Below are 19,899 nucleotides of genomic sequence, written 5' to 3' on the forward strand. Positions count from 1 at the left end.
TGTATAGCCATGAAAACCCTGTTGCCCATCTTACTGCTTGTTGTGCTGCTGAATGCCTGCCGTAAGGAAGATGCCATCATCCCTCCTACTCTCAACAAGGTAACAGAAGGCACCAATGGTATTGTGAAAGGCTTCTTCCTGCTGAATGAAGCCAATATGGGCAGCAATAAATCATCCCTGGATTATTTCGATTATGAAACAGGAGTGTACTGGAAGAATATCTTCGCCACCCGCAATCCCACTGTTACAAAGGAACTCGGTGATGTAGGAAACGATATCCAGATCTATGGCAACAAAATATATGCTGTGATCAATGTGAGTAACCTGGTGGAAGTGTTGGACCTGGGCACAGCCACACATATCGGTACTATTTCGGTTCCCAATTGCCGATATATTACTTTCCACGAAGGATACGCCTATGTGAGCTCTTATGCCGGCCCTGTCAAGATCGATCCCAATGCACGCCTGGGTTATGTGGCACGCATAGATACAGCCACACTCCAGGTGAAAGACACCTGTGTAGTGGGCTACCAGCCGGAAGAAATGGTGGTCCGCAACAACAAACTCTACGTGGCCAATTCAGGCGGTTACCGCGTTCCGAAATATGACAGCACTGTTTCCGTGATCGATCTAAATACTTTCAAAGAAATATCGAAGATCGAGGTGGCCATCAATCTCCACCGCATGAAAAAAGATAATCATGGAAATATCTATGTGACCAGCCGCGGTAACTATTTCAAAATACCTTCCCGTACCTTCATCATCAACGCATCCGATGAAGTTTCCGAACTACCGGAACTCCCTGCCAGCAATCTGACCATCCTCGGGGACACTGCCTATGTATACAGCACTGAATGGAATTATACCACCGGCAAGAATACTATCAGCTATGCTCAAGTGAATACTACCACCCATGAGATCGTATCCCGTAATTTCATCAAAGACGGTACTGAATCAAAGATCAAAATTCCCTACGGCATTGCCGTTAACCCGGAGACACGCGAGATCTATGTAACCGATGCAGGCAATTATGTTACCCCCGGCCGCATTTATTGCTTCTCGCCAGAGGGCATACGAAAATGGGATACCCAAACAGGCGATATCCCAGCCCACTTCGTGTTCACTTACAAACGTTTGAGCGGACTGTAGCACTATTAAGTTTGAGCAATTAGTCATTACTTTGTAACTGTGAAGCAGGTATTGCGACCAATGGTTTACCTAATGATGATATTACATGAGCTCAACATCAACGGTTTTATTTCATAAGCGCGTAACGGCAGCCGGCGTATTGATTGCTGCCGGCATTGTTTTTGGCGACATCGGCACATCGCCGCTTTATACACTGAATGCCGTCTTTCACGGCAGGGTGATCACGGAAGAAGTAGCGCTGGGCGCACTCTCCGCCATTTTCTGGACCCTCTTCTTTCAAACCACGCTCAAGTATGTGATCATCACCCTGCAGGCCGATAACAAGGGTGAAGGTGGTATCTTCTCGCTCTATGCATTGATCCGTCGTTACTGGGGCCACTGGCTGCTGATCCCTGCAATGGCAGGCGGCGCCTTTCTCATTGCAGACGGCATCATCACTCCTCCCATCTCTGTTGCTTCCGCAATAGAGGGTTTGCAGAAATTCAACCCGCATCTCAATACTGTTCCTATCATCATCGCCATACTGGTTGGGCTATTCCTGTTCCAGCAATTCGGAACAGAAAGGATCGGTAAGATCTTTGGTCCGGTGATGTCTGTCTGGTTCACATTTATCGGAGTGCTCGGCATCATGGCCATGACGCAATACCCCAGTGTTCTGAAAGCACTCAATCCTTATTATGCCTATGTAATGTTGCGTGAAGTGCCCGGCGGTTTCTGGCTGCTCGGCAGCATCTTCCTTTGTACAACCGGAGCCGAAGCGCTGTACAGCGATATGGGCCATGTAGGCCGCAACAATATCCGCATCAGCTGGATCTATATCAAGGTAATGCTGATCCTCGCTTATGCCGGACAAACAGCCTGGCTGCTGAACCATGTAGGTGAAACCACCGGAGAGGTCAGTCCATTTTTCCATATTGTTCCCGACTCCATTTACATACCAGCCGTGATCATCGCCACCATGGCTACCATTATTGCCAGCCAGGCGTTGATCAGTGGTTGCTTCACGTTGATCAATGAAGCCATACGCCTCGATATCTGGCCGCGGCATCGTGTATTGTTCCCCGGTAATATGAAAGGACAATTGTATATTCCTTTTATCAACTGGTTCCTCATGGCCGGTTGTATCGGCATGGTGCTGTACTTCAAGGAATCCACCAAAATGGAAGCTGCATTTGGGCTTAGCGTTACGCTCACCATGCTGATGAGTACCGTGCTGATCAATTTCTACCTGCACGCCAAACGAGTACCCTTTATCTGGGTGGTGCTGATCACCGGTATTTTCCTGGCCATCGAAACTGCCTTCCTCGTTGCCAATATGCAGAAGATCCACGAAGGCGGCTGGATCACCCTGATCATCGGCGCGGGACTATTCCTCATCATGTTCATCTGGCATCGCGGCCGCGCCATCAAACGCAAGCTGGTGAAACTGGTGCCCGTGGATGATTATGTAGACCTGCTCAAACGGCTTAGCACAGACGAACATATTCCCAAATACGCCACCAACCTGGTTTACCTTACTGCCAGCGGCAGTTCGAGAAAAATAGAAAAAACGGCCATCGACTCCATTCTGAGAAGAGCGCCCAAGCGGGCAGACGTTTACTGGTTCGTGCACATCAATGTGCTGGACGAACCCTATGCCATGCGCTATCATGTGCATACCATCGTGAAGAATGATGTTTACTTCGTGGAATTCAACCTCGGCTTCCGCATCGATCCCCGTATCGATTTCTATTTCAGGCAGGTGGTGGAAGACCTCGCAAAGAACAATGAGGTAGATGTATCAGAACGGTATGAAAAGAATTACCAGGACAGCCAGATCGGTGATTTCCGTTTCCTGGTGCTGGATTCCTTCCTGAGTTTCGAGAACGATATGCCTTTCTTCAAATCCTTTGTGATGAAGAGTTATTTTAACCTGAAACTGCTGAGCGTGAAAGAAGCCGTGAACTTCGGACTTGACCCAAGCAATGTAACAGTGGAGAAATATCCGGTGGTGGTTACACCGGTGCAGATGCCGAGACTGATCAGGGAGTAAATATTATTTTCTATTTTTACCCAAACTTACTTTCGCATGGATGTAAAAATCGATGAAAGCTGGAAGGTTGCACTGAAGAACGAGTTCACCAAGACCTATTTCCTGGAGATCGCTACTTTTCTGCGAACGGAAAAGATGACGGGTAAGACCATCTATCCTCCGGGCGGCCAGATCTTCAATGCTTTCAATCTGACTCATTTCGATAATGTGAAAGTGGTGATCCTGGGGCAGGACCCTTATCACGGTGCAGGACAAGCGCACGGACTTTGCTTTTCCGTTGCGCCGGGTATCAAGCCTCCTCCTTCCCTCGTGAATATTTTCAAGGAAATGCATTCAGACCTGGGTCTGCCCATTCCCAATCATGGCACGCTCACCAAATGGGCGGAGCAGGGCGTATTGCTGCTCAATGCCAGTCTCACAGTACGTGCAGGCGAACCGATGAGTCATGCCAAGATCGGCTGGGCGCAGTTCACCAATTCCGTGATCAAGAAAATATCGGATGAAAAAAAGAATGTCGTCTTCCTTCTCTGGGGTAAGTTTGCGCAGGAGAAGCAGGAATTGATTGATGTAACGCGTCATCATCTGATATTGAAAGCTGCGCATCCGTCGCCGTTTTCAGCAGATTCCGGTTTTTTCGGTTGTAAGCATTTTTCCAAAACCAACCAGTTCCTGGTGCAAAACGGTATCGACCCAATCGATTGGGCGCTTTGATCTATCTTTGCCCTTTTACTTATGCGTATTCTCAAAGCCATCATAGGAAGGATCATGGCCACCTGGGCCGCTTTGTTATTTGTAGCAACACTGCTGATCTTTATGGTCCCCTTTCTTTTATTCTGTTATTACCTTCCGGACCCAAAGAAAACCTATCGTTTTCTGCAGATGGCTCGTGTATGGATGCAGGTATTCCTTAACGGTATTGGTTGTCCGCTTCGCGTGACCGGCCGGCAGCATTTCAAAAAAGGCGAGAATTACGTAGTGGTCTGCAATCACAATTCTTTCATGGATGTGCCTATCAGTTCACCATTCATTCCCGGCGGCAATAAGACTATTGCGAAGGTCGAAATGAAGAAGATCCCTGTATTCGGTCTCATTTACCGGACCGGCAGTGTACTGGTAGACCGCAAGAGTGAGCAAAGCCGCAAGGGCAGCTATACAAAAATGAAGAATGTTTTAGCGATGGGGCTCCACATGTGTCTTTATCCCGAAGGCACCCGTAACAAAACTGAACAACCCATCAAAGCCTTCCACGACGGCGCTTTCAGGCTCAGCATTGAGACCGGCAAGGCTATCATCCCCGCTCTCATCTTCAATACCCGCAAAGTATTGCCCAGCTCTCCCACATTCTACCTGATGCCTCATCGTCTCTATTTCGATTTCCTGGCCCCCATGTCCCCTCTTCCCAATGAAACCACCGCCGAGTTCCGCGACCGCGTCCACAAAGTAATGGAAGCCCATTATGTGCAACACTACAAGAACAGATAATAAAATAGTGGAACTGTAAACAAATAAACCGCAGAAGCAAAAGCATTATCAGAAGCATTAGCACTTACAAACAATCCCCTACATAACAGCCTGCTGCAACATCCTGCACCCACTGTCCCCATTCACAAACACTGACGCACTCTCACCCCCTCTCCCCTCTCAGTGTGCTGTAGCAAAGGGATAGGTCATTGCCGGGCCTTCGAAACGTAAGCTCCACAGCCCATCCCTGTACCAAAGCCCCATCCAGGCAACAAAAAGTCCATCGAACTACAACCTGCGCGGTTCGTTTCACAGCCCGCAAAGACCTATCCCTTTGCTACTCCCAAAAAATATCGTAAAGTAATTTGCTACAGCACACCCCCTCCCCATTTATTGTCCGTAGAAAAAGCGGGTCCTGTTGATCTTCAAATCCCTCAGCAATCCGCTCTTCGGATTGATGGTGATATTGAAGGTCCTGTACAACCCCACCGGTGTAACGTTGATGGACATTTGCCAACAGTGCATTTCACGGCTAAGCGAGAGCGTTAGCGACTGAATGGAAGACGACTTGAAATCATAGTAACTGCTTGCGCCCATTTTCCATCGGGGCGTTAGGTTGAAGTCTCCGTTCACGTTGATACTGGCATTGGAAACCGTTTCCCAGCCTTTGTAATCCGGACGGAACTGTCGTGAGAAATTATAGGAGAATGAAAGATTGACTGACCAGGGAATATTGAAATCGGCAAACTCGGAAGGGTTGCGTCTTGCGTATTCGAGTTGTGCCTGTTGTTCTTCCAGGGTGAGTGGTGGCAGGCCCAGGTCTTTTTCCGCATCTTCCTGTTCCTTGGCTTTTTTCTCGTCTTTCGGCTTGCTCTGGAAAGTGGTGGAGATGGAGACGCTGCCACTGGTGATACGGCCGGGTTTGAAACCACCGCCACCGGACCACATATATTTGTCCATACGATAACCCGAGCTGTCTACCTGGTAAGGGTCAAGCACGGCGCCCGCTGTGATATTGATCTTCTCGAAAAGAGTGCTGCGCGCATAAAGACTGAATGGCGCCAGTTTGAAAGAATCGGCTACCAGGTTATAACTACTGTTGAAACCGAAACCATCAATCAGCCTGATCTTTTTGATACCGCCGTTGGCCGTATCTTTCTTACTGCGGATCTTGGCTTCGATATTATTATCGATACCGAAACCGATACCACCGAATACGCCTTCGGAGAAAGGCCCGTAGATGCTTCCTTCGTAATGGGATGCCCGAATGGTCCTTCCGGTACTGTCAACCACGAAATCATACCAATCCTTTGCAGCCAGGTCTGGCTTATAGCTCAGTGAAATGTTGGGACGCACCACGTGACGGATCGCTTCGAACTTGCTGTTCTTTCCGAACCTGTCGAATTTGCCAAACAAAGCGGTATTCATGCCTACGCTGAAAGAGATATCGCGGGCCTGGAAGAAACCATTCTGGGCCGTGAGCGTGTCCACCTTGTTCTTTCCTGGATTGAATGCTTTTACGATCTTTCTGGAATACCATTTTTCGGAATAGCTGATGCCCGGCGCGATCTGAATGGGTCCCAGCGGGGGTAATGACAATTGAATGGGAATATTATGCTGTGCGCCCCATTGCATCGTATCCAGGATCTTGCTCACATTGAAATCCCTTTCATACACACTGATCTGGTTGGCGAAGTTGGTATTGAGACCGATCCCCAGTTTCTGGTACCATTTAGGTGAGCCTATCATTTCTTTAGGCTGGAAAGGATAAAAAGTGTTTACCGTGAACGCAGCCGTGGGCAGGCTCATATTGATGAGCGTGGATACGTTGTTCTGACTATGGTTGGCGCTCAGGGTCAGGTTGAATTTATTGTCCCAGTTCTTCTGATAAGAAATAGATGAGCTCAGCTGGTTCTGAAAATTGAGTGTTGGGTTATTGGCCACATACTGGTTGTACTTGGTAGAACCTGCATTCACATTGGCGGAGAATGATGTTCCCGGTCTGGCCCTGCTGTCTACCGAATGGCTCCAGTTGATATTGAAGGTTTGTGAAGTGGTATACTCCTGCTTGGCCGTATTGCTGAGAATTCGTGTATTCTGGAACGATAGGTTCATGCTTCCGTTATAACGGTAACGCTTACGGTAAGTAGGAGATAAATACACATTGTATCCTCCGTAGGAATAGATATTGGTGCGGAGGGTAACGTCGAAATTATCATTGAGTACCTTATAATAACCCAGACCTTCGAGACCGATACCGAACTGTTCACTGGCCGCGAATTGTGGCGGGAGCAATCCGGAATGCCGGCCCTGTGAGATGGGAAAGAAACCGAATGGCAGGTAAATGGGCACAGGCACCCCTTCGAATTCCGGGTGAATGGGCCCGGACACTGCCAGTTTCTTGTTCACGAGTTTCATCTTCTTCGTTCGAAAGGCGAAGTGAGGTGTGTCCAGATTACAGGTTGTCATTTGTCCACGGAGTGCATAGTAATCCGTTTCATTGATCTTCTTGATGGTTTCTCCGTGCACGAACATTTCGCCCTGGGCGGTGGTGGTTGATTTGGTAAGGCCGCGCTGGGTCTTGAAATTGTAACGGATCAGATCAGACTCCATCTTGGTATCTGCCTGCACCATTTTTGGTCTGCCGATCATTTTACCGGTGGAATCCCTGCGGAATACGGCAATCACCATATTGCTGGGCTGGTCCAGCTCGATGCTGTCTGCCGTCAGTTCCATATCCTTTTGCTTCACCGAAGCCTTGCTGTAGAGGATGATCTTTTTAGTTTTCACCTCCATTACCATGGAATCGGATGCAGCATAATTCACGGGAGCATCCAGGGAATCCTTAGACATCCTGATACTGAAAGTATCCGTCTTTGTTATGAGCGAGTCCTTACGTTGGGGGATGGTATCGCTCTTCGGAACTTTGGATGTGTCCTGAAAAGCAGTTAATGAATTGTAAAAATAATAATCTGAATTGTAATTCGCGCGTAGATTGGACGTTATTAGCAAAAGTGATACGAATAAAATCCATGCTGAACTCTGTTTTAAGCTATTTTTGCGTCCGTTAGTCATAATGCAGTGGGAGCAAAAATAAACAGAAAAGCATTAAGATGTTGTGAAGGTTTCGTTTCCTGATAAATTGAACATGTAATGATTAAGAGAGTTTATTATGTATCGTTACTTCTCGTTTCGCTGATTGCCCTGGCCGCATTCACGGTTAATGACCCCGTTACACCGCAGCAGCAGAAGCCTGCGCTGAGTACTATTATTATCGATGCGGGTCATGGCGGCGTGGATCCCGGCGCATTGGGGCAGCATTCCACCGAAGCGGAAATCGCATTGAGTATTTCCCTCAAACTGGGAAAAGCCATCGAAAAAGAGATGCCCGGCGTGAAGGTGATCTACACCCGCACCACAGATGTGCTGGCTGGTGGCGGCACCAATATTCAGCAGAGCCTCCGTTACAGGGCCAATATGGCCAATGAAGCAAAGGGTGATCTTTTTGTGAGCATCCACTGTAATGCTGCCGGTGTAAAAGCCGGAGGCTGGTATGCAAAACGTGTGGTAGGTCATAAGACCCGGACTGTTTGGGTAGGAAAAGGAAAAAAGAGAAAAAAGAAAACAGTTCGTGATCCTATATATGAAAGTTACTATGTGAAGAACTGGCAGCATGGTACCGAGACCTATATATGGGCCGCCGACCGTGGCGGCTTCAAGGGCGAGGCTATCAACCAAAGTCAGGAAGAAGGCGGTGAGAATGTGGAGGACAGCACCAATATCCTGGACCTGAATTCACCCGAGGCCCGCATCCGTGCACAGTTGTATGAGAAGAAATATTTCGCCAAGAGTCTCACGCTGGCCACATTCGTGGAAGAGGAATTTGTGAAGGGCGGACGTGTAAGCCGCGGCGTGAAACAGAGAAATGAAAAAGGTATCTGGGTGCTGCAGGCTACGGGCATGCCCAGTGTGCTGATCGAAACGGGATTTGTAACACATACAGAAGAAGAACAATATATCATCAGCGAAAAAGGCCAGGAGGAGATTGTGAACAATATTCTCGCCTCGCTGGTACGATACAAGGCTTCCCTGGAAAGCAAACAACATCAGTCCACCGAGCAGAATGCTCCGGCTGAAGCTGAAAGCCAGGCACAGCAGCTGCCAACCAGGGACAGTCTGAAATAATTTTCCCCGTCTGTAAACCGATGAGTATAGCATGTTGAAAACAATCCTTCAAGGCCTTACCATTTGTGTTGTATTTACGGCACTTACATCATTCCGGCAGGCTCCTGAAAAAGATCAGAAGCCCTCTTTCAAAACCATTATCGTTGATCCCGGTCATGGAGGAAAGGCCATCGGTGCGCGTGGAAAAACTTCAACAGAAAAAGCAATTTGTCTTTCCATTGCCCTCAAACTGGGGAAACTCCTGAGCCAAATCCCGGGTGTGAAAGTGGTATATACCAGAACTACAGATGTGTATGTGGATAACCGTTACAGGGCGGAACTGGCCAATAAGCATAAAGGTGATCTTTATATTTCCATCCATGCCAATTCAGCCCCGCCCAAAGTGACCAAAAAGAAAGTGGGTACTCAAAAAGTAACTTACTACACCGGCAAAGGGAAGAACAGGAAGAAGCGGACGAAGATCGTTCCCAAATACAGGACCTACTCCACTCCCAACCCTGCACACGGAACGGAAACCTATATCTGGGCCGCGGACCGTACAGATGCAAAAGGAGAATTCGTAGGCGAACGGATCTCTTCCGATGAAGAATATACGCCGGATATCGACAGTCCCGAATTCAGGGTGAAATCGATGTTATGGACGAAAAAATACTTCGATAAAAGCCTTACACTGGCTACGATGGTGGAACAGGAATTCGTAAAAGGCGGCCGGAGCAGTCGCGGAGTGAAACAACGGAACAATGAAGGCATCTGGATCCTGCAGGCCACCGCAATGCCCAGTATCCTTGTTGAGACCGGTTTCATCTCCAACAGAAATGAGGAGATCTACCTGACAAGCGCCAAAGGTCAGGAAGCCATTGCCAAAAATATTTACCAGGCTGTAAAGCGTTACAAATCCTCGATGGATGCCAAATAGGCTCCGGCAGTTGTTCCAATTGTTTTATTTTTGCTGCGGCCATCAAAAAAACGCATCTTGCTGCCTGATTTGAAAGGATATAGCGCTAAAATTCACTAGCATGAAAATTTCTAATGAGACTAAGGTTGGATCGTTGACTGCAATCGCCATTGCTGTGCTGATCCTTGGATTTAACTTCCTGAAAGGAAAAGATTTCAATACCACCAAGCATAAATTATTCGCTGTATTCCCTGCTGTTGAAGGACTGATGGTGTCCAACCCTGTTACAGTAAATGGATTGCAGGTAGGAAAGGTTTCCACTATCGAGGCCAAAGACAAGAACATGACCGGCATCATCGTGGGCATTACCCTCACCCAGGAAGTGAATATCCCCAACAATTCTGTTGCTTCATTAAGCACAGACCTGCTGGGATCTTCCACCACCATGAAAATATTCCTCGGTAACTCCACTACCCTCATCAACGATGGAGATACACTGAGCACAAGGCCAATCAAAGGACTGACCGATAAGCTCCAGGCCAGCCTGGATCCCGCACTCGCCAGCGCCACACAAACGCTGCAATCGCTCGATACACTGGTCAACAACCTGAACAGCCTGCTCGATCCCAATACAAAAAACAACCTGGCTTCTATCATCGCCAATCTCACCCGCTCCACGCAAAACCTCAACAAACTGCTGGACGCGCAAACAGGTATGCTGGCAAAAAGCCTCTCCAATGTTGAATCTGTAACCGGTAATCTCGCCAAAAGCAATGAGAAGATCACGGCTACCGTAGACAACCTGGAAAAGACTTCTAACAGTCTCGCCAATGCGAAGATCAAAGAGACCATCGATAACCTGGAATCTGTTACCAGCAAACTCAGCTCTGCAGTGAGCAAAACCACTCAGAAAGATAATACGATGGGGCTGCTGTTAAATGATCGCAAATTGTACGACGAGCTTCGCGAGACCAACAGAAGTTTGACTACTTTGCTCGATGATTTCCGCCTTCACCCCAAACGCTATGTGAACATTTCCGTGTTTGGACGTAAAGACAAAAGCGGACCGATAAAGGCTCCTATCTATGACTCTGTTCCCAATAAAGGCAACTAAACACATGAAGCAATATTCAGCCCTGCTGGTATTGACGCTGCTTTTTTGCTTCAAAGGTTTGGCACAGTCCACCGATACTACCGGTAAAATGGTGGAATGGCTGAATTCCGAAAAATTCCGCTTTGAAAAGAAAGACTCCGTTACTGAACTCAATATCTGGGTAGGCAATGTTATCGTAAAACAGAACAACACTACTTTTTACTGTGACTCCGCCATCTTCAATAAAAGGACCAGAACACTGGAAGCCTTCGGCAATGTACATATCAATGATGCAGACAGTGTACATACCTATAGCCAATACCTGCTTTACTACATCGACACACGAATTGCCAACCTGAAGAAAAAAGTAAAGCTCACAGACGGAAAGATCACACTCCATACAGAAGAGCTTCGTTATGACGCCAATGAAAAGATCGGCGACTACTATAATGGTGGCCGCGTAGAAAATGGCAAGACCGTGCTCACCAGCAAGGAAGGCACTTACTACGGGGAAATGAAGGATGTGTATTTCAAGAAGGATGTAGTACTGAAAGATCCCGGCTCCACGCTCAGGTCTGACTCGCTCCTGTACAATACGGAAACAGAGATCGCCACCTTTATTACAAAGACCACCATCACTGATACTACAGATAAGAACATCGTCACACGGGAAGGCACATACGATGTAAAGAACAGGAAGGCATATTTTTCGGGTCGTCCCATCATCACAGACGCGAGGGCGCGCACCCGCATTGTAGCGAACCAGATCGACCGTAACGATGAAACCGGTATCAGCACCCTTACGGGTAATGCCGTGTATATCGATTCGGCGCAGGGCGTTTCCGTGCTGGCCAACTATATACGGGCAAACGGAAAAGAAGGAACATTCTTTGCCACCCGGCAACCACTCATGATCTTAAAGCAGGAATCCGACTCCATATATATTGCAGCAGATACTTTGTTCTCGGGAAGACTCAGTAAACTACAGCATGATCTGGACTCGATCGCGGCCGTGAATGCGCGGAGAGACAGTCTTCTCAAGCTGGAAGCTGCCCGTAAAAAAGCTGTGAGGGATTCCACTGCACTAACGCAGATCAATGTTCGAAAAGATACAGAAAAGGATTCTGTACTGGTACCTGCTCCCAATCTGATGGACAGTGCCGTGGCAGCTGTGACCGACAGTGCAACAAAAAGGATCCCGCTGAAAGATACTTCGGCAAATCAGGATACACATGTGCAGCGATTACGGGCCATGGCAGATTCCACCCTGGCTGCTGCAACAGCAGATACCGGAGTGAAGGCACCGCCTGACACAGCGCTGGCAGCACAAGCCACCAAGCCCCTCCTTCCGTAACAGCACCGACAAAAGAAGTTGCCGTTACCAAACCGCCAACAAAGAAACCAGCAAACCCCGTGGTGATCAACGATACCACCAATGCCAACGACAGCACCGACCGCTATTTCCAGGCATACCATAATGTGCGGATCTTCTCCGATTCACTGCAGGCTGTTTCAGATAGTCTTTTCTATTCCGGCAAGGATTCCATATTCCGTCTCTTTACAGATCCCATCGTTTGGTCCGGAGACAACCAATTGACCGGCGACACTATTTTCCTGTACACGAAAAACAAGAAAGCCGACAAACTTTTTGTGTGGGAAAATGCACTGGCCGTGAACAAGACCGGTATCGATATGTACAACCAGCTAAAGGGCAACCGCCTCACCGGTATGTTCATCGATGGAACCCTCGATTACATGCGCGCCAAAGGCAATGCAGAGAGTGTGTATTGGGTGAAGGATGAAGACAGTGCGCTGGTGGGCGTTAACAATGTGAACGGGGATATCATCGATCTGCGTTTCCTGAACAAGGAGCTTGACAAAGTGGTAGTGATCAGTGAACCGAAAGGTGTGATGCTGCCTGTTAGCCAGGCTTCCGAGCAGGAAAAATTCCTGCGTAATTTCAAATGGCGCGAAGCACGCAGGCCCAAAACAAAATTTGAGCTCTTCGGTAACTAAGCGCTTCACATTTTTTTCACTTTCCTTTGCATCAACTTTAACAGGGTGTATATCTGCACACTGGCATCATTTTCGTTTTTCCCATATAAACTGAAAATATGCAAAGGATCATTGTAACCCTGCTCCTGGCGGGAGCTTTTGTGATCAGCAGCCAGCATGCAAAAGCACAGGACTACCGGTTTGGGATCGGTCTTCGCCTGAGCAACTCCACTCCCACACTCAATAACTCTATCTCCGGCAAGTACAATGTAACAAACAAGAGCGCGGTAGAAGGAATGGTTTCCTTCGGATCACGTTTCGGACTGGGTGCATTGCTTGAACTGCATCAGAATTTCTCAACACCCGGATTGCGATGGTTCTATGGCGCCGGTTTCTTTGCAGGATGGCAGGACAAAGAAACCTATCTTGGTCCAACCGGTATTCTCGGTATCGAGTATACATTCCCGAAAGCTCCGATCAATATTTCCGCAGACTGGAAACCCGAGCTCGATCTCATCCCCGATATCAACTTTGTTCCCGATGCTTTTGCCATCACTGTGCGGTTTACCTTAAAATAAGTACCTTCAATCTGCAACAAACTGCAATCGTACCGGCAAAAAGACGGCCCATTCCCGAAAATACCTGCAATTACTTGCGGATGCAAAAAAAATAATGCCGATTTTGCCAATAATTTTAACATTTGATGCGGTTTTATGCAGGAATTTACTTTATTTTACTTGGTAACCATCTAACGCTATGCTCAAGAAAGAAAGACAGGCGTACATTTTACATCAGGTTAATCTCCATAACAAGGTGCTCTCATCGTCATTGAGCCAGGAGATCAGTGTATCTGAAGATACAATCCGCAGAGACTTGCAGGAACTGGCGGACGAAGGCAAGATCATAAAAGTACATGGCGGAGCGCTTTCCCATAGCTTCAGCCAGGTTTACTATCCTTCCAACAACGTTTATTCTCTCGATAACAAGAAGATCATTGCCCAGAAAGCGGCATCGCTGATCGAGGATGGCATGTTTGTGTTGACTACCGGTGGCACCACCATTATTGAACTGGCCAGAGCGCTGCCTCCACAGCTGAAAGCCACTTTCATTTCCGGTAGTATTCCCGTAGTGCTGGAATATATGCATCATCCTTCCATCGAAGTGATCCTGATTGGAGATAAAGTGAACAAGAACTCCAAGATCACGGTAGGCGCAGAAGCGATAGCCCAGATCAAAAGGATCCGTGCTGACCTCTGTTTCCTCGGCATCAATGCAATCGACATTAAGAACGGAATTACAGATAACGACTGGGATGTGGTCACTTTGAAGAAGGCGATGATTGAATCGGCACAGAAGGTAGTTTGCCTAACCATTGCCGAGAAGATCAATTCTCTGCAGCCGATTCATATTGACGACATCAGCAGGATCCACACGCTGATCACTGAGTTACCACCCGACGATCCTCTGCTTAAACCATACAAAGACGCAGGCATAGAAGTACTTTAGGTTCCATACATATTGCTGATACATTAACGACAAACTAACTCGCTATGAGAAAAAAACTCCGGCTGGTGGTAATGCTACTCGTATTGCCATTCAGTTCCCTTTTTGCCCAGGAAGGTACCATCAAGGGTACCGTAACTGACGCAAATAACGCTCCACTACCGGGTGTTACGGTTACAAACCAAACCACTCAGAAATCAACACTCACCAACCCCAATGGTAATTATCAGATAGCTGCACGCTCCGGGCAGGTTTTGTTATTTACCTATGTTGGCTTCACTCCACAAAAAGTAACTGTGGGGAGCAGTGGTGTGGTAAATGTAAATCTGGTTTCTTCAGACAAACACATGGGAGAAGTGATCGTAACAGCACACGGTATCTCCCGTCAGAAGAAAAGTCTCGGCTACTCCACTCCGGTAGTATCAGGTGATGAAGTAACGCAAACGCAGCGTGAAAGCTTTATCAACGGTCTCGCAGGCAGGGTGCCCGGATTGATGGTAAACCAGACCTCAGGTAACCCCGGCGCCTCTTCGCAGATCGTGCTGCGAGGTATCGTTTCGCTGGATGGAGACAACTCTCCATTGATCGTGATAGATGGTTTACCCATCGACAACTCGATCATGTCCGGCGCCAATCTCGTGGGCAACCGTAATAACCGCGACCAGGATTATTCCAATCGTGCGATCGATATCAACCCTGCTGATATTGAAACCTATACGATCCTCAAAGGCCCTGAAGCCACTGCATTGTATGGAAATCTCGGCGCATCGGGCGCTATCGTGATCACTACCAAAAAAGCAAAGGCAGGATTCGGTTCCATCACTTATAACAATGCTTTCAGGCTGGAAAAACAAATGAACTTTCCTGAAGTACAGAATGTATACAGCCAGGGAGTCAGCAACGGCATATATAGTGGAAGCACCCGCAGCTACTGGGGCCCCAAATATGCAGACAATGTGAAACGCTTCGATAATGTGGATCAATTCTTCCAGACCAGTTTCAGTCAGAAACACAACCTGGCGCTGGAAGGCGGCAGTGCTGGTTTGAGCTATCGCTGGGCTAATGAATATTCAGATAATACAGGTACCATTCCCAATACTTTGTACAGGAGATTTTCCTCCCGTTTGTCTGCAACTGCCACTATCAGCCCCCTCCTTTCTGTAACAACTTCTTTCAATTATATCAATTCATATAATAAGAAAGCGAACAAAGGAGACAGAGGTTACCTGATGGGCCTGCTTACATTCCCTTCCATCTATGACATCAACAATTGGGTAGATAATTTTGGTAACAGGGTGCTCAACACCAGCACTATTTTCGGCGAAACCGATAACCCGTTCTGGGATGTATACAAGAACCCGCAGGATGAAAGAGTGAATCGTTTGCTGGCAAATTCCACTGTTACTTTGAAGCCGGTAAAATGGCTGACCATTAACGGTACTTTCGGCGCAGACGTATCTACCACCAGCGGTATGATGGTGTATCACGGACAATCATACAAAGGCTCCGGTAGCGCCGGAACCCCAACAGGTGGCCGCATTGAGGCTTACCAGATCCAGGGAAGGATCCTGAACGGAGCCCTGACTGCCACTGCCACTCATAATTTCGGCAAATTCAACAACTCATATATCGTTGGTGCCAATTTCAACGATTACAATACTACCACTACAGCACAGTTCGGTGAAAAAATGTATGATCCGAACTTTTACAGTATGAACAATACTACGCCCACAACCCAGCGTACCAAAACAACACTGATGCGATACAGGGGTTTGGGAGTGTTTGCACAAGCGGTATTGGGATATGAGTCCTTATTGTATCTGACGCTTACGGGTCGCATGGATGCATCTTCCAGGTTAATGCCTAATACACCTTATTTCTACTATCCCGCCGCGAGCTTCGCCTTCAACTTCAGTGAGCTGTCGGCCGTCAAAGACCTGGGATGGCTTTCCTTCGGTAAGCTGAGAGCTTCTTATGCCTACACCGGTAAGGAGCCGAGGACCGCCTATATCACCAAGACTGCGCTGCTTCCTTCTTCCGGAACGAATGGCGGCTTTGCGCTGGATCCGGCCAAAGGCGGAAACGACAAGCTTAAAGTAGAGTTCTCAAAGAATTTCGAAACCGGATTTGAACTGCAATTCCTCAAAAACCGTCTGGGTATTGATTTCACCTGGTACAATATGCTCTCCGAGAACCAGATCATTTCCCCAAGGTTGAGCTATGGAACAGGTTTCATCATCAAGGCCCTGAATGGAGGTGAAGTAAGGAACAGAGGCATCGAAGTTCAACTCACAGGTACTCCATTGAAAAGGAAAGATCTGTCGTGGGATGTCACTGTGAACTTTACACGCAACAGGGGCAAAGTGATTGCAGTAGCAGAAGAGTTGCCTGAATACTATAACTCCGATACCTGGTTGCAGGACGGTGTACGTGGTTCAGTGTATCCCGGCGCCAGTACTGGTGCTATCGGAGGCTGGGTGAATCAGCGCAATGAAAGAGGTGATCTGCTGATCAGTCCTACCAATGGCCTGCCTCTGCTGACCAATGATGGCGTGTTCTATCCTATTGGCGACAGATCTCCTGATTTCCTGGTAGGGCTGGTGAATAAATTCACTTACAAATCCTGGTCATTGTCATTCCTCTTCGATCTGAGAAAAGGTGGCGATGTATATAACGCTACCCAATATACGCTTTATACAACCGGCCTGAGTATGAAAACCCTCGACAGGGAAACACCCCGTATCATCAAAGGTGTACTGAAAGATGGGCTCGAGAACTCTAAAACGCCAACGCAGAATACGATCGTAGTAACGCCATACAACAATACCGGCTTCTATACTTCCACAACCAATGGCATTTCACCGGAGAATTTTGTAGAAAAAGATATCGATGCGTTCCGTGTAAGGGATATTACCCTGAGTTATTATTTCCCGCAAAAATCACTTACAAAAGTTAAGTGGGTAAAAGATCTCAGCCTGTTTGTGACCGCAACGGATGTATTACTGATCACCAACTATTCCGGAATGGACCCTGACAGCAATGGTACAAACCCATCTACGGGTGGCCTTGGAGGTTATGGTATTGACTTTGGCAATATGGGCAGACCGCTGGGCGTGAATTTCGGAATGCGCGTAAAACTCTAATTCCTCAGTTTTAAAGTACTTTGTTATGAAAAGAATACATCTCATCATACTATCTGCAGCCGTTCTGCTTACAGCAGGCAGTTGTAAGAAATGGCTCGATATCAATACCGATCCGTCGAACCCGCAAATTGCAAAGGCAGAAATGTTGCTTTCTCCCATTCAGTGGCAGATATCGGCTACTACCGCCAATGATTACCGCTTCCTGTTCAAGACTATTCAGAATTGGAGCAGTGCAAATGCAGACAATAACTGGGAGGCTCACGGTTACGAACCCACGCTCGACAACGGTGGCGCTATCTGGAGGATGCTGTACATTACCAGCGGCCCCAATCTTGAACTCCTCATTAAGGAAGCAAGAGAAAATGGAAAGTGGACCTTTGCAGGTATCGGCTATGCGCTCAAGGCTTATGGTTTCCAACTTACCACAGACCTGCATGGTCCTATCATTCTGGATCAGGCTTTCGACACTACCCGTCTTTTCTTCAATTACCAGGATCAACCGGATGTGTATGCGCGTGTTCGTGAATGGACGGACTCTTCCCTGGCTTGCTTCTCCAGAACTGACTGGATGGATTACTCCAATGCATTGTCTACCGCAGATATCATTTACAAGGGTGACCGCGATAAATGGAAAAAGTTCGTGTATGCCATACTGGCTCAGCAATACAGCCACCTCGTAAAGAAAGCCAACTTCGCATCCCAGTATGCCGACAGTGTGATAAAATATGTAGACCTCTCATTCATCGGAGCGCAGGAGGATGCTACTATCCTGGCTGGCAATACCAATTCGAATGACGCCAATGTTTTTTCACCCAGCGCAGCCACCAACCTGGTGAACATCACTTCTACCGCTACCCAAACCTATACAGGAAGGATCAGTCAACCGATCCTCAGCATGCTTACCGGAGGAGTGAGGGGAACCCCCACTCCCAACCCCACAGGATCTACTGATCCAAGATTAAGAAGGATGATCGCTGCAGATCCGCTTGACGGCATCTACAAAGCGATTGTGCCCACCATGGGAGACGTAACGGCGAATAAAAGAGTGCCACTTGTTTGGGGTTATATTCCGTCAGGACAATCTACCTATACCGGCAAATATCTCTACTACGCCGCCAGCCGCTACCCGATCCTTTCTTATTCACAACTCCAGTTTGCAAAAGCCGAAGCCCTGTTCATCAAGAACGAACCCGGCCTCGCACACGATGCTTACAAAAATGGCATCAATGGTCACATGCAGTTCGTAAATCTTTACGGTTCACCTGTGGATCCAAAGATCAGCCAGACTGAGATCGATGCTTATATGAACAGTACTGAAGTGGCGCAGAACGGCGGAGAACTGAAACTCTCCGATATCATGACCCAGAAATACATTTCACAATGGGGCTGGGCCGGCATGGAAACATTCAACGACCTCCGCAAATACGATTACGATACAGCCGTATTCAAGAATCTTTATTTCTATCAGCCTGAAGACCTGTATGCCAGCAACCTGGGTAAACTCTGCTACCGCTACAGGCCACGCTACAATTCCGAATATGTATGGAACAAAACTGAACTGGCCAAATGGAAAGGAACAGATCCTAACTACAATACCCTTCCAACATGGGCAATGACACCCGACCAGTAACCCAAACTAACATTATCATGAAACATATCATCAAAATATCTTTCAGCGTGCTGGCCGGCGTTATGTTATTCAGCAGCTGCAAAAAGAACGAGATCAAATACGGTGAATTTGATTTGGTGGGCGCCAATCAGGCATTGTTCAAAGTGAACTTCCTGTCGCAATACAAATCCGCGCCCTCAGTTGTATTCATCATCGATGGCAAACGGGTGAACAACCCGATCACGGCGCGCACACCATTTCCTGGTGGCGGCCTGAATACCGGTGGTGGCTCCACTGCCAACTACATGGTGTTCAATTCAGGCAGCCATGAATTCAAAGTAGTGGTCCCATCCAAACTCACCAACCTGGATTCAATGGAATTGTACAAAACAAATATCTCCCTGGAGGCTGGCAAATATCAAACGCTGCATATCACCGATACTGCTGAGAACACTTACAGCACATTGGTGGTGGATGATCTTACAAGACCCGACTCCGGAAAAGTGCGTTATCGTTTCATTAACCTGATGCCCAATTCACCTGAATTGAATCTTTATTACGATTCCACGCTGATGGCTGAAAAGATTGCCTATAAAGGTTCTGCGGAGTTTTTCAAGCCTGCCGGTCTCACTGCAGCAACAAGAGGTTGGTGGGTACGTGACGCAAGCCTTGGTTCAGCCGCACCTGCACTGGTATCTTACACCACTGCTTCCGGCGTGAACAGTTCACAGCTCAACCAGCGCGTGTTTACGGTATTCACTTCAGGTTTTGCCGGCCTTCCATCATCAGACGGCAGAAGGTCATTCCTATCATTCGTATTCAATTTATAATGAT

15 protein-coding genes are annotated in these 19,899 nt (G+C 47.6%); 14 read left to right on the forward strand and 1 reads right to left on the reverse strand.

Annotated elements, in window-relative coordinates:
* The first annotated feature begins 9 nt into the window (after positions 1–9).
* The 4 genes from FSB84_RS25355 to FSB84_RS25370 all read left to right on the forward strand — a co-directional run bounded on the left by FSB84_RS25355 (position 10) and on the right by FSB84_RS25370 (position 4,663).
* Positions 10–1,149: a DUF5074 domain-containing protein gene (locus FSB84_RS25355; RefSeq protein WP_130540636.1), complete on the forward strand. Its 1,140-nt coding sequence runs from the start codon at positions 10–12 to the stop codon at positions 1,147–1,149.
* A gap of 85 nt (positions 1,150–1,234) precedes the next feature.
* Positions 1,235–3,181: a KUP/HAK/KT family potassium transporter gene (locus tag FSB84_RS25360; protein ID WP_130540637.1), complete on the forward strand. Its 1,947-nt coding sequence runs from the start codon at positions 1,235–1,237 to the stop codon at positions 3,179–3,181.
* A gap of 36 nt (positions 3,182–3,217) precedes the next feature.
* Positions 3,218–3,892 (forward strand): uracil-DNA glycosylase, encoded by a 675-nt coding sequence (gene ung, locus FSB84_RS25365; RefSeq protein WP_130540638.1) that lies wholly within the window; start codon positions 3,218–3,220, stop codon positions 3,890–3,892.
* A 21-nt stretch (positions 3,893–3,913) separates the two neighbouring features.
* Positions 3,914–4,663, forward strand: a complete 750-nt coding sequence (locus FSB84_RS25370) for a lysophospholipid acyltransferase family protein (protein ID WP_130540639.1) — start codon at positions 3,914–3,916, stop codon at positions 4,661–4,663.
* A 369-nt stretch (positions 4,664–5,032) separates the two neighbouring features.
* On the opposite strand, the gene FSB84_RS25375 is transcribed toward FSB84_RS25370, so the two are convergent.
* Complete coding sequence (locus tag FSB84_RS25375) at positions 5,033–7,654, reverse strand: putative LPS assembly protein LptD (RefSeq protein WP_225979888.1); 2,622 nt, start codon at positions 7,652–7,654, stop codon at positions 5,033–5,035.
* Positions 7,655–7,795: 141 nt separating this feature from the next.
* Here FSB84_RS25375 and FSB84_RS25380 point away from each other — a divergent pair, with 141 nt between their 5' ends.
* From FSB84_RS25380 to FSB84_RS25425, 10 genes are all read left to right on the forward strand, one after another.
* Positions 7,796–8,827 carry an N-acetylmuramoyl-L-alanine amidase family protein gene (locus tag FSB84_RS25380; protein ID WP_130540641.1) on the forward strand — a complete coding sequence of 344 codons (1,032 nt, stop codon included), beginning with the start codon at positions 7,796–7,798 and terminating at the stop codon, positions 8,825–8,827.
* Between the two features lie 31 nt (positions 8,828–8,858).
* A complete protein-coding gene (locus FSB84_RS25385; RefSeq protein ID WP_130540642.1) occupies positions 8,859–9,743 on the forward strand; it encodes an N-acetylmuramoyl-L-alanine amidase family protein in 885 nt (294 codons plus the stop codon).
* A 100-nt stretch (positions 9,744–9,843) separates the two neighbouring features.
* Positions 9,844–10,836 (forward strand): MlaD family protein, encoded by a 993-nt coding sequence (locus FSB84_RS25390; RefSeq protein ID WP_130540643.1) that lies wholly within the window; start codon positions 9,844–9,846, stop codon positions 10,834–10,836.
* A gap of 4 nt (positions 10,837–10,840) precedes the next feature.
* Positions 10,841–12,169 carry an OstA-like protein gene (locus FSB84_RS25395; RefSeq protein ID WP_158644115.1) on the forward strand — a complete coding sequence of 443 codons (1,329 nt, stop codon included), beginning with the start codon at positions 10,841–10,843 and terminating at the stop codon, positions 12,167–12,169.
* Between the two features lie 59 nt (positions 12,170–12,228).
* Positions 12,229–12,831 carry a hypothetical protein gene (locus tag FSB84_RS25400; protein ID WP_147122363.1) on the forward strand — a complete coding sequence of 201 codons (603 nt, stop codon included), beginning with the start codon at positions 12,229–12,231 and terminating at the stop codon, positions 12,829–12,831.
* Positions 12,832–12,929: 98 nt separating this feature from the next.
* Positions 12,930–13,388, forward strand: coding sequence for a hypothetical protein (locus FSB84_RS25405; protein ID WP_130540645.1), 459 nt, complete (start codon positions 12,930–12,932; stop codon positions 13,386–13,388).
* Positions 13,389–13,566: 178 nt separating this feature from the next.
* The gene (locus tag FSB84_RS25410) at positions 13,567–14,316 is read left to right on the forward strand and encodes a DeoR/GlpR family DNA-binding transcription regulator (protein WP_130540646.1); all 750 of its coding nucleotides are present in this window, start codon (positions 13,567–13,569) and stop codon (positions 14,314–14,316) included.
* A gap of 44 nt (positions 14,317–14,360) precedes the next feature.
* Complete coding sequence (locus tag FSB84_RS25415) at positions 14,361–17,456, forward strand: SusC/RagA family TonB-linked outer membrane protein (protein WP_130540647.1); 3,096 nt, start codon at positions 14,361–14,363, stop codon at positions 17,454–17,456.
* Between the two features lie 25 nt (positions 17,457–17,481).
* Positions 17,482–19,086 carry a SusD/RagB family nutrient-binding outer membrane lipoprotein gene (locus tag FSB84_RS25420; protein ID WP_130540648.1) on the forward strand — a complete coding sequence of 535 codons (1,605 nt, stop codon included), beginning with the start codon at positions 17,482–17,484 and terminating at the stop codon, positions 19,084–19,086.
* A gap of 17 nt (positions 19,087–19,103) precedes the next feature.
* Positions 19,104–19,895 carry a DUF4397 domain-containing protein gene (locus FSB84_RS25425; protein WP_158644116.1) on the forward strand — a complete coding sequence of 264 codons (792 nt, stop codon included), beginning with the start codon at positions 19,104–19,106 and terminating at the stop codon, positions 19,893–19,895.
* The last annotated feature ends 4 nt before the right edge of the window (positions 19,896–19,899 follow it).

The organism is Pseudobacter ginsenosidimutans (assembly GCF_007970185.1).
Classification (GTDB): Bacteria; Bacteroidota; Bacteroidia; order Chitinophagales; family Chitinophagaceae; genus Pseudobacter; species Pseudobacter ginsenosidimutans.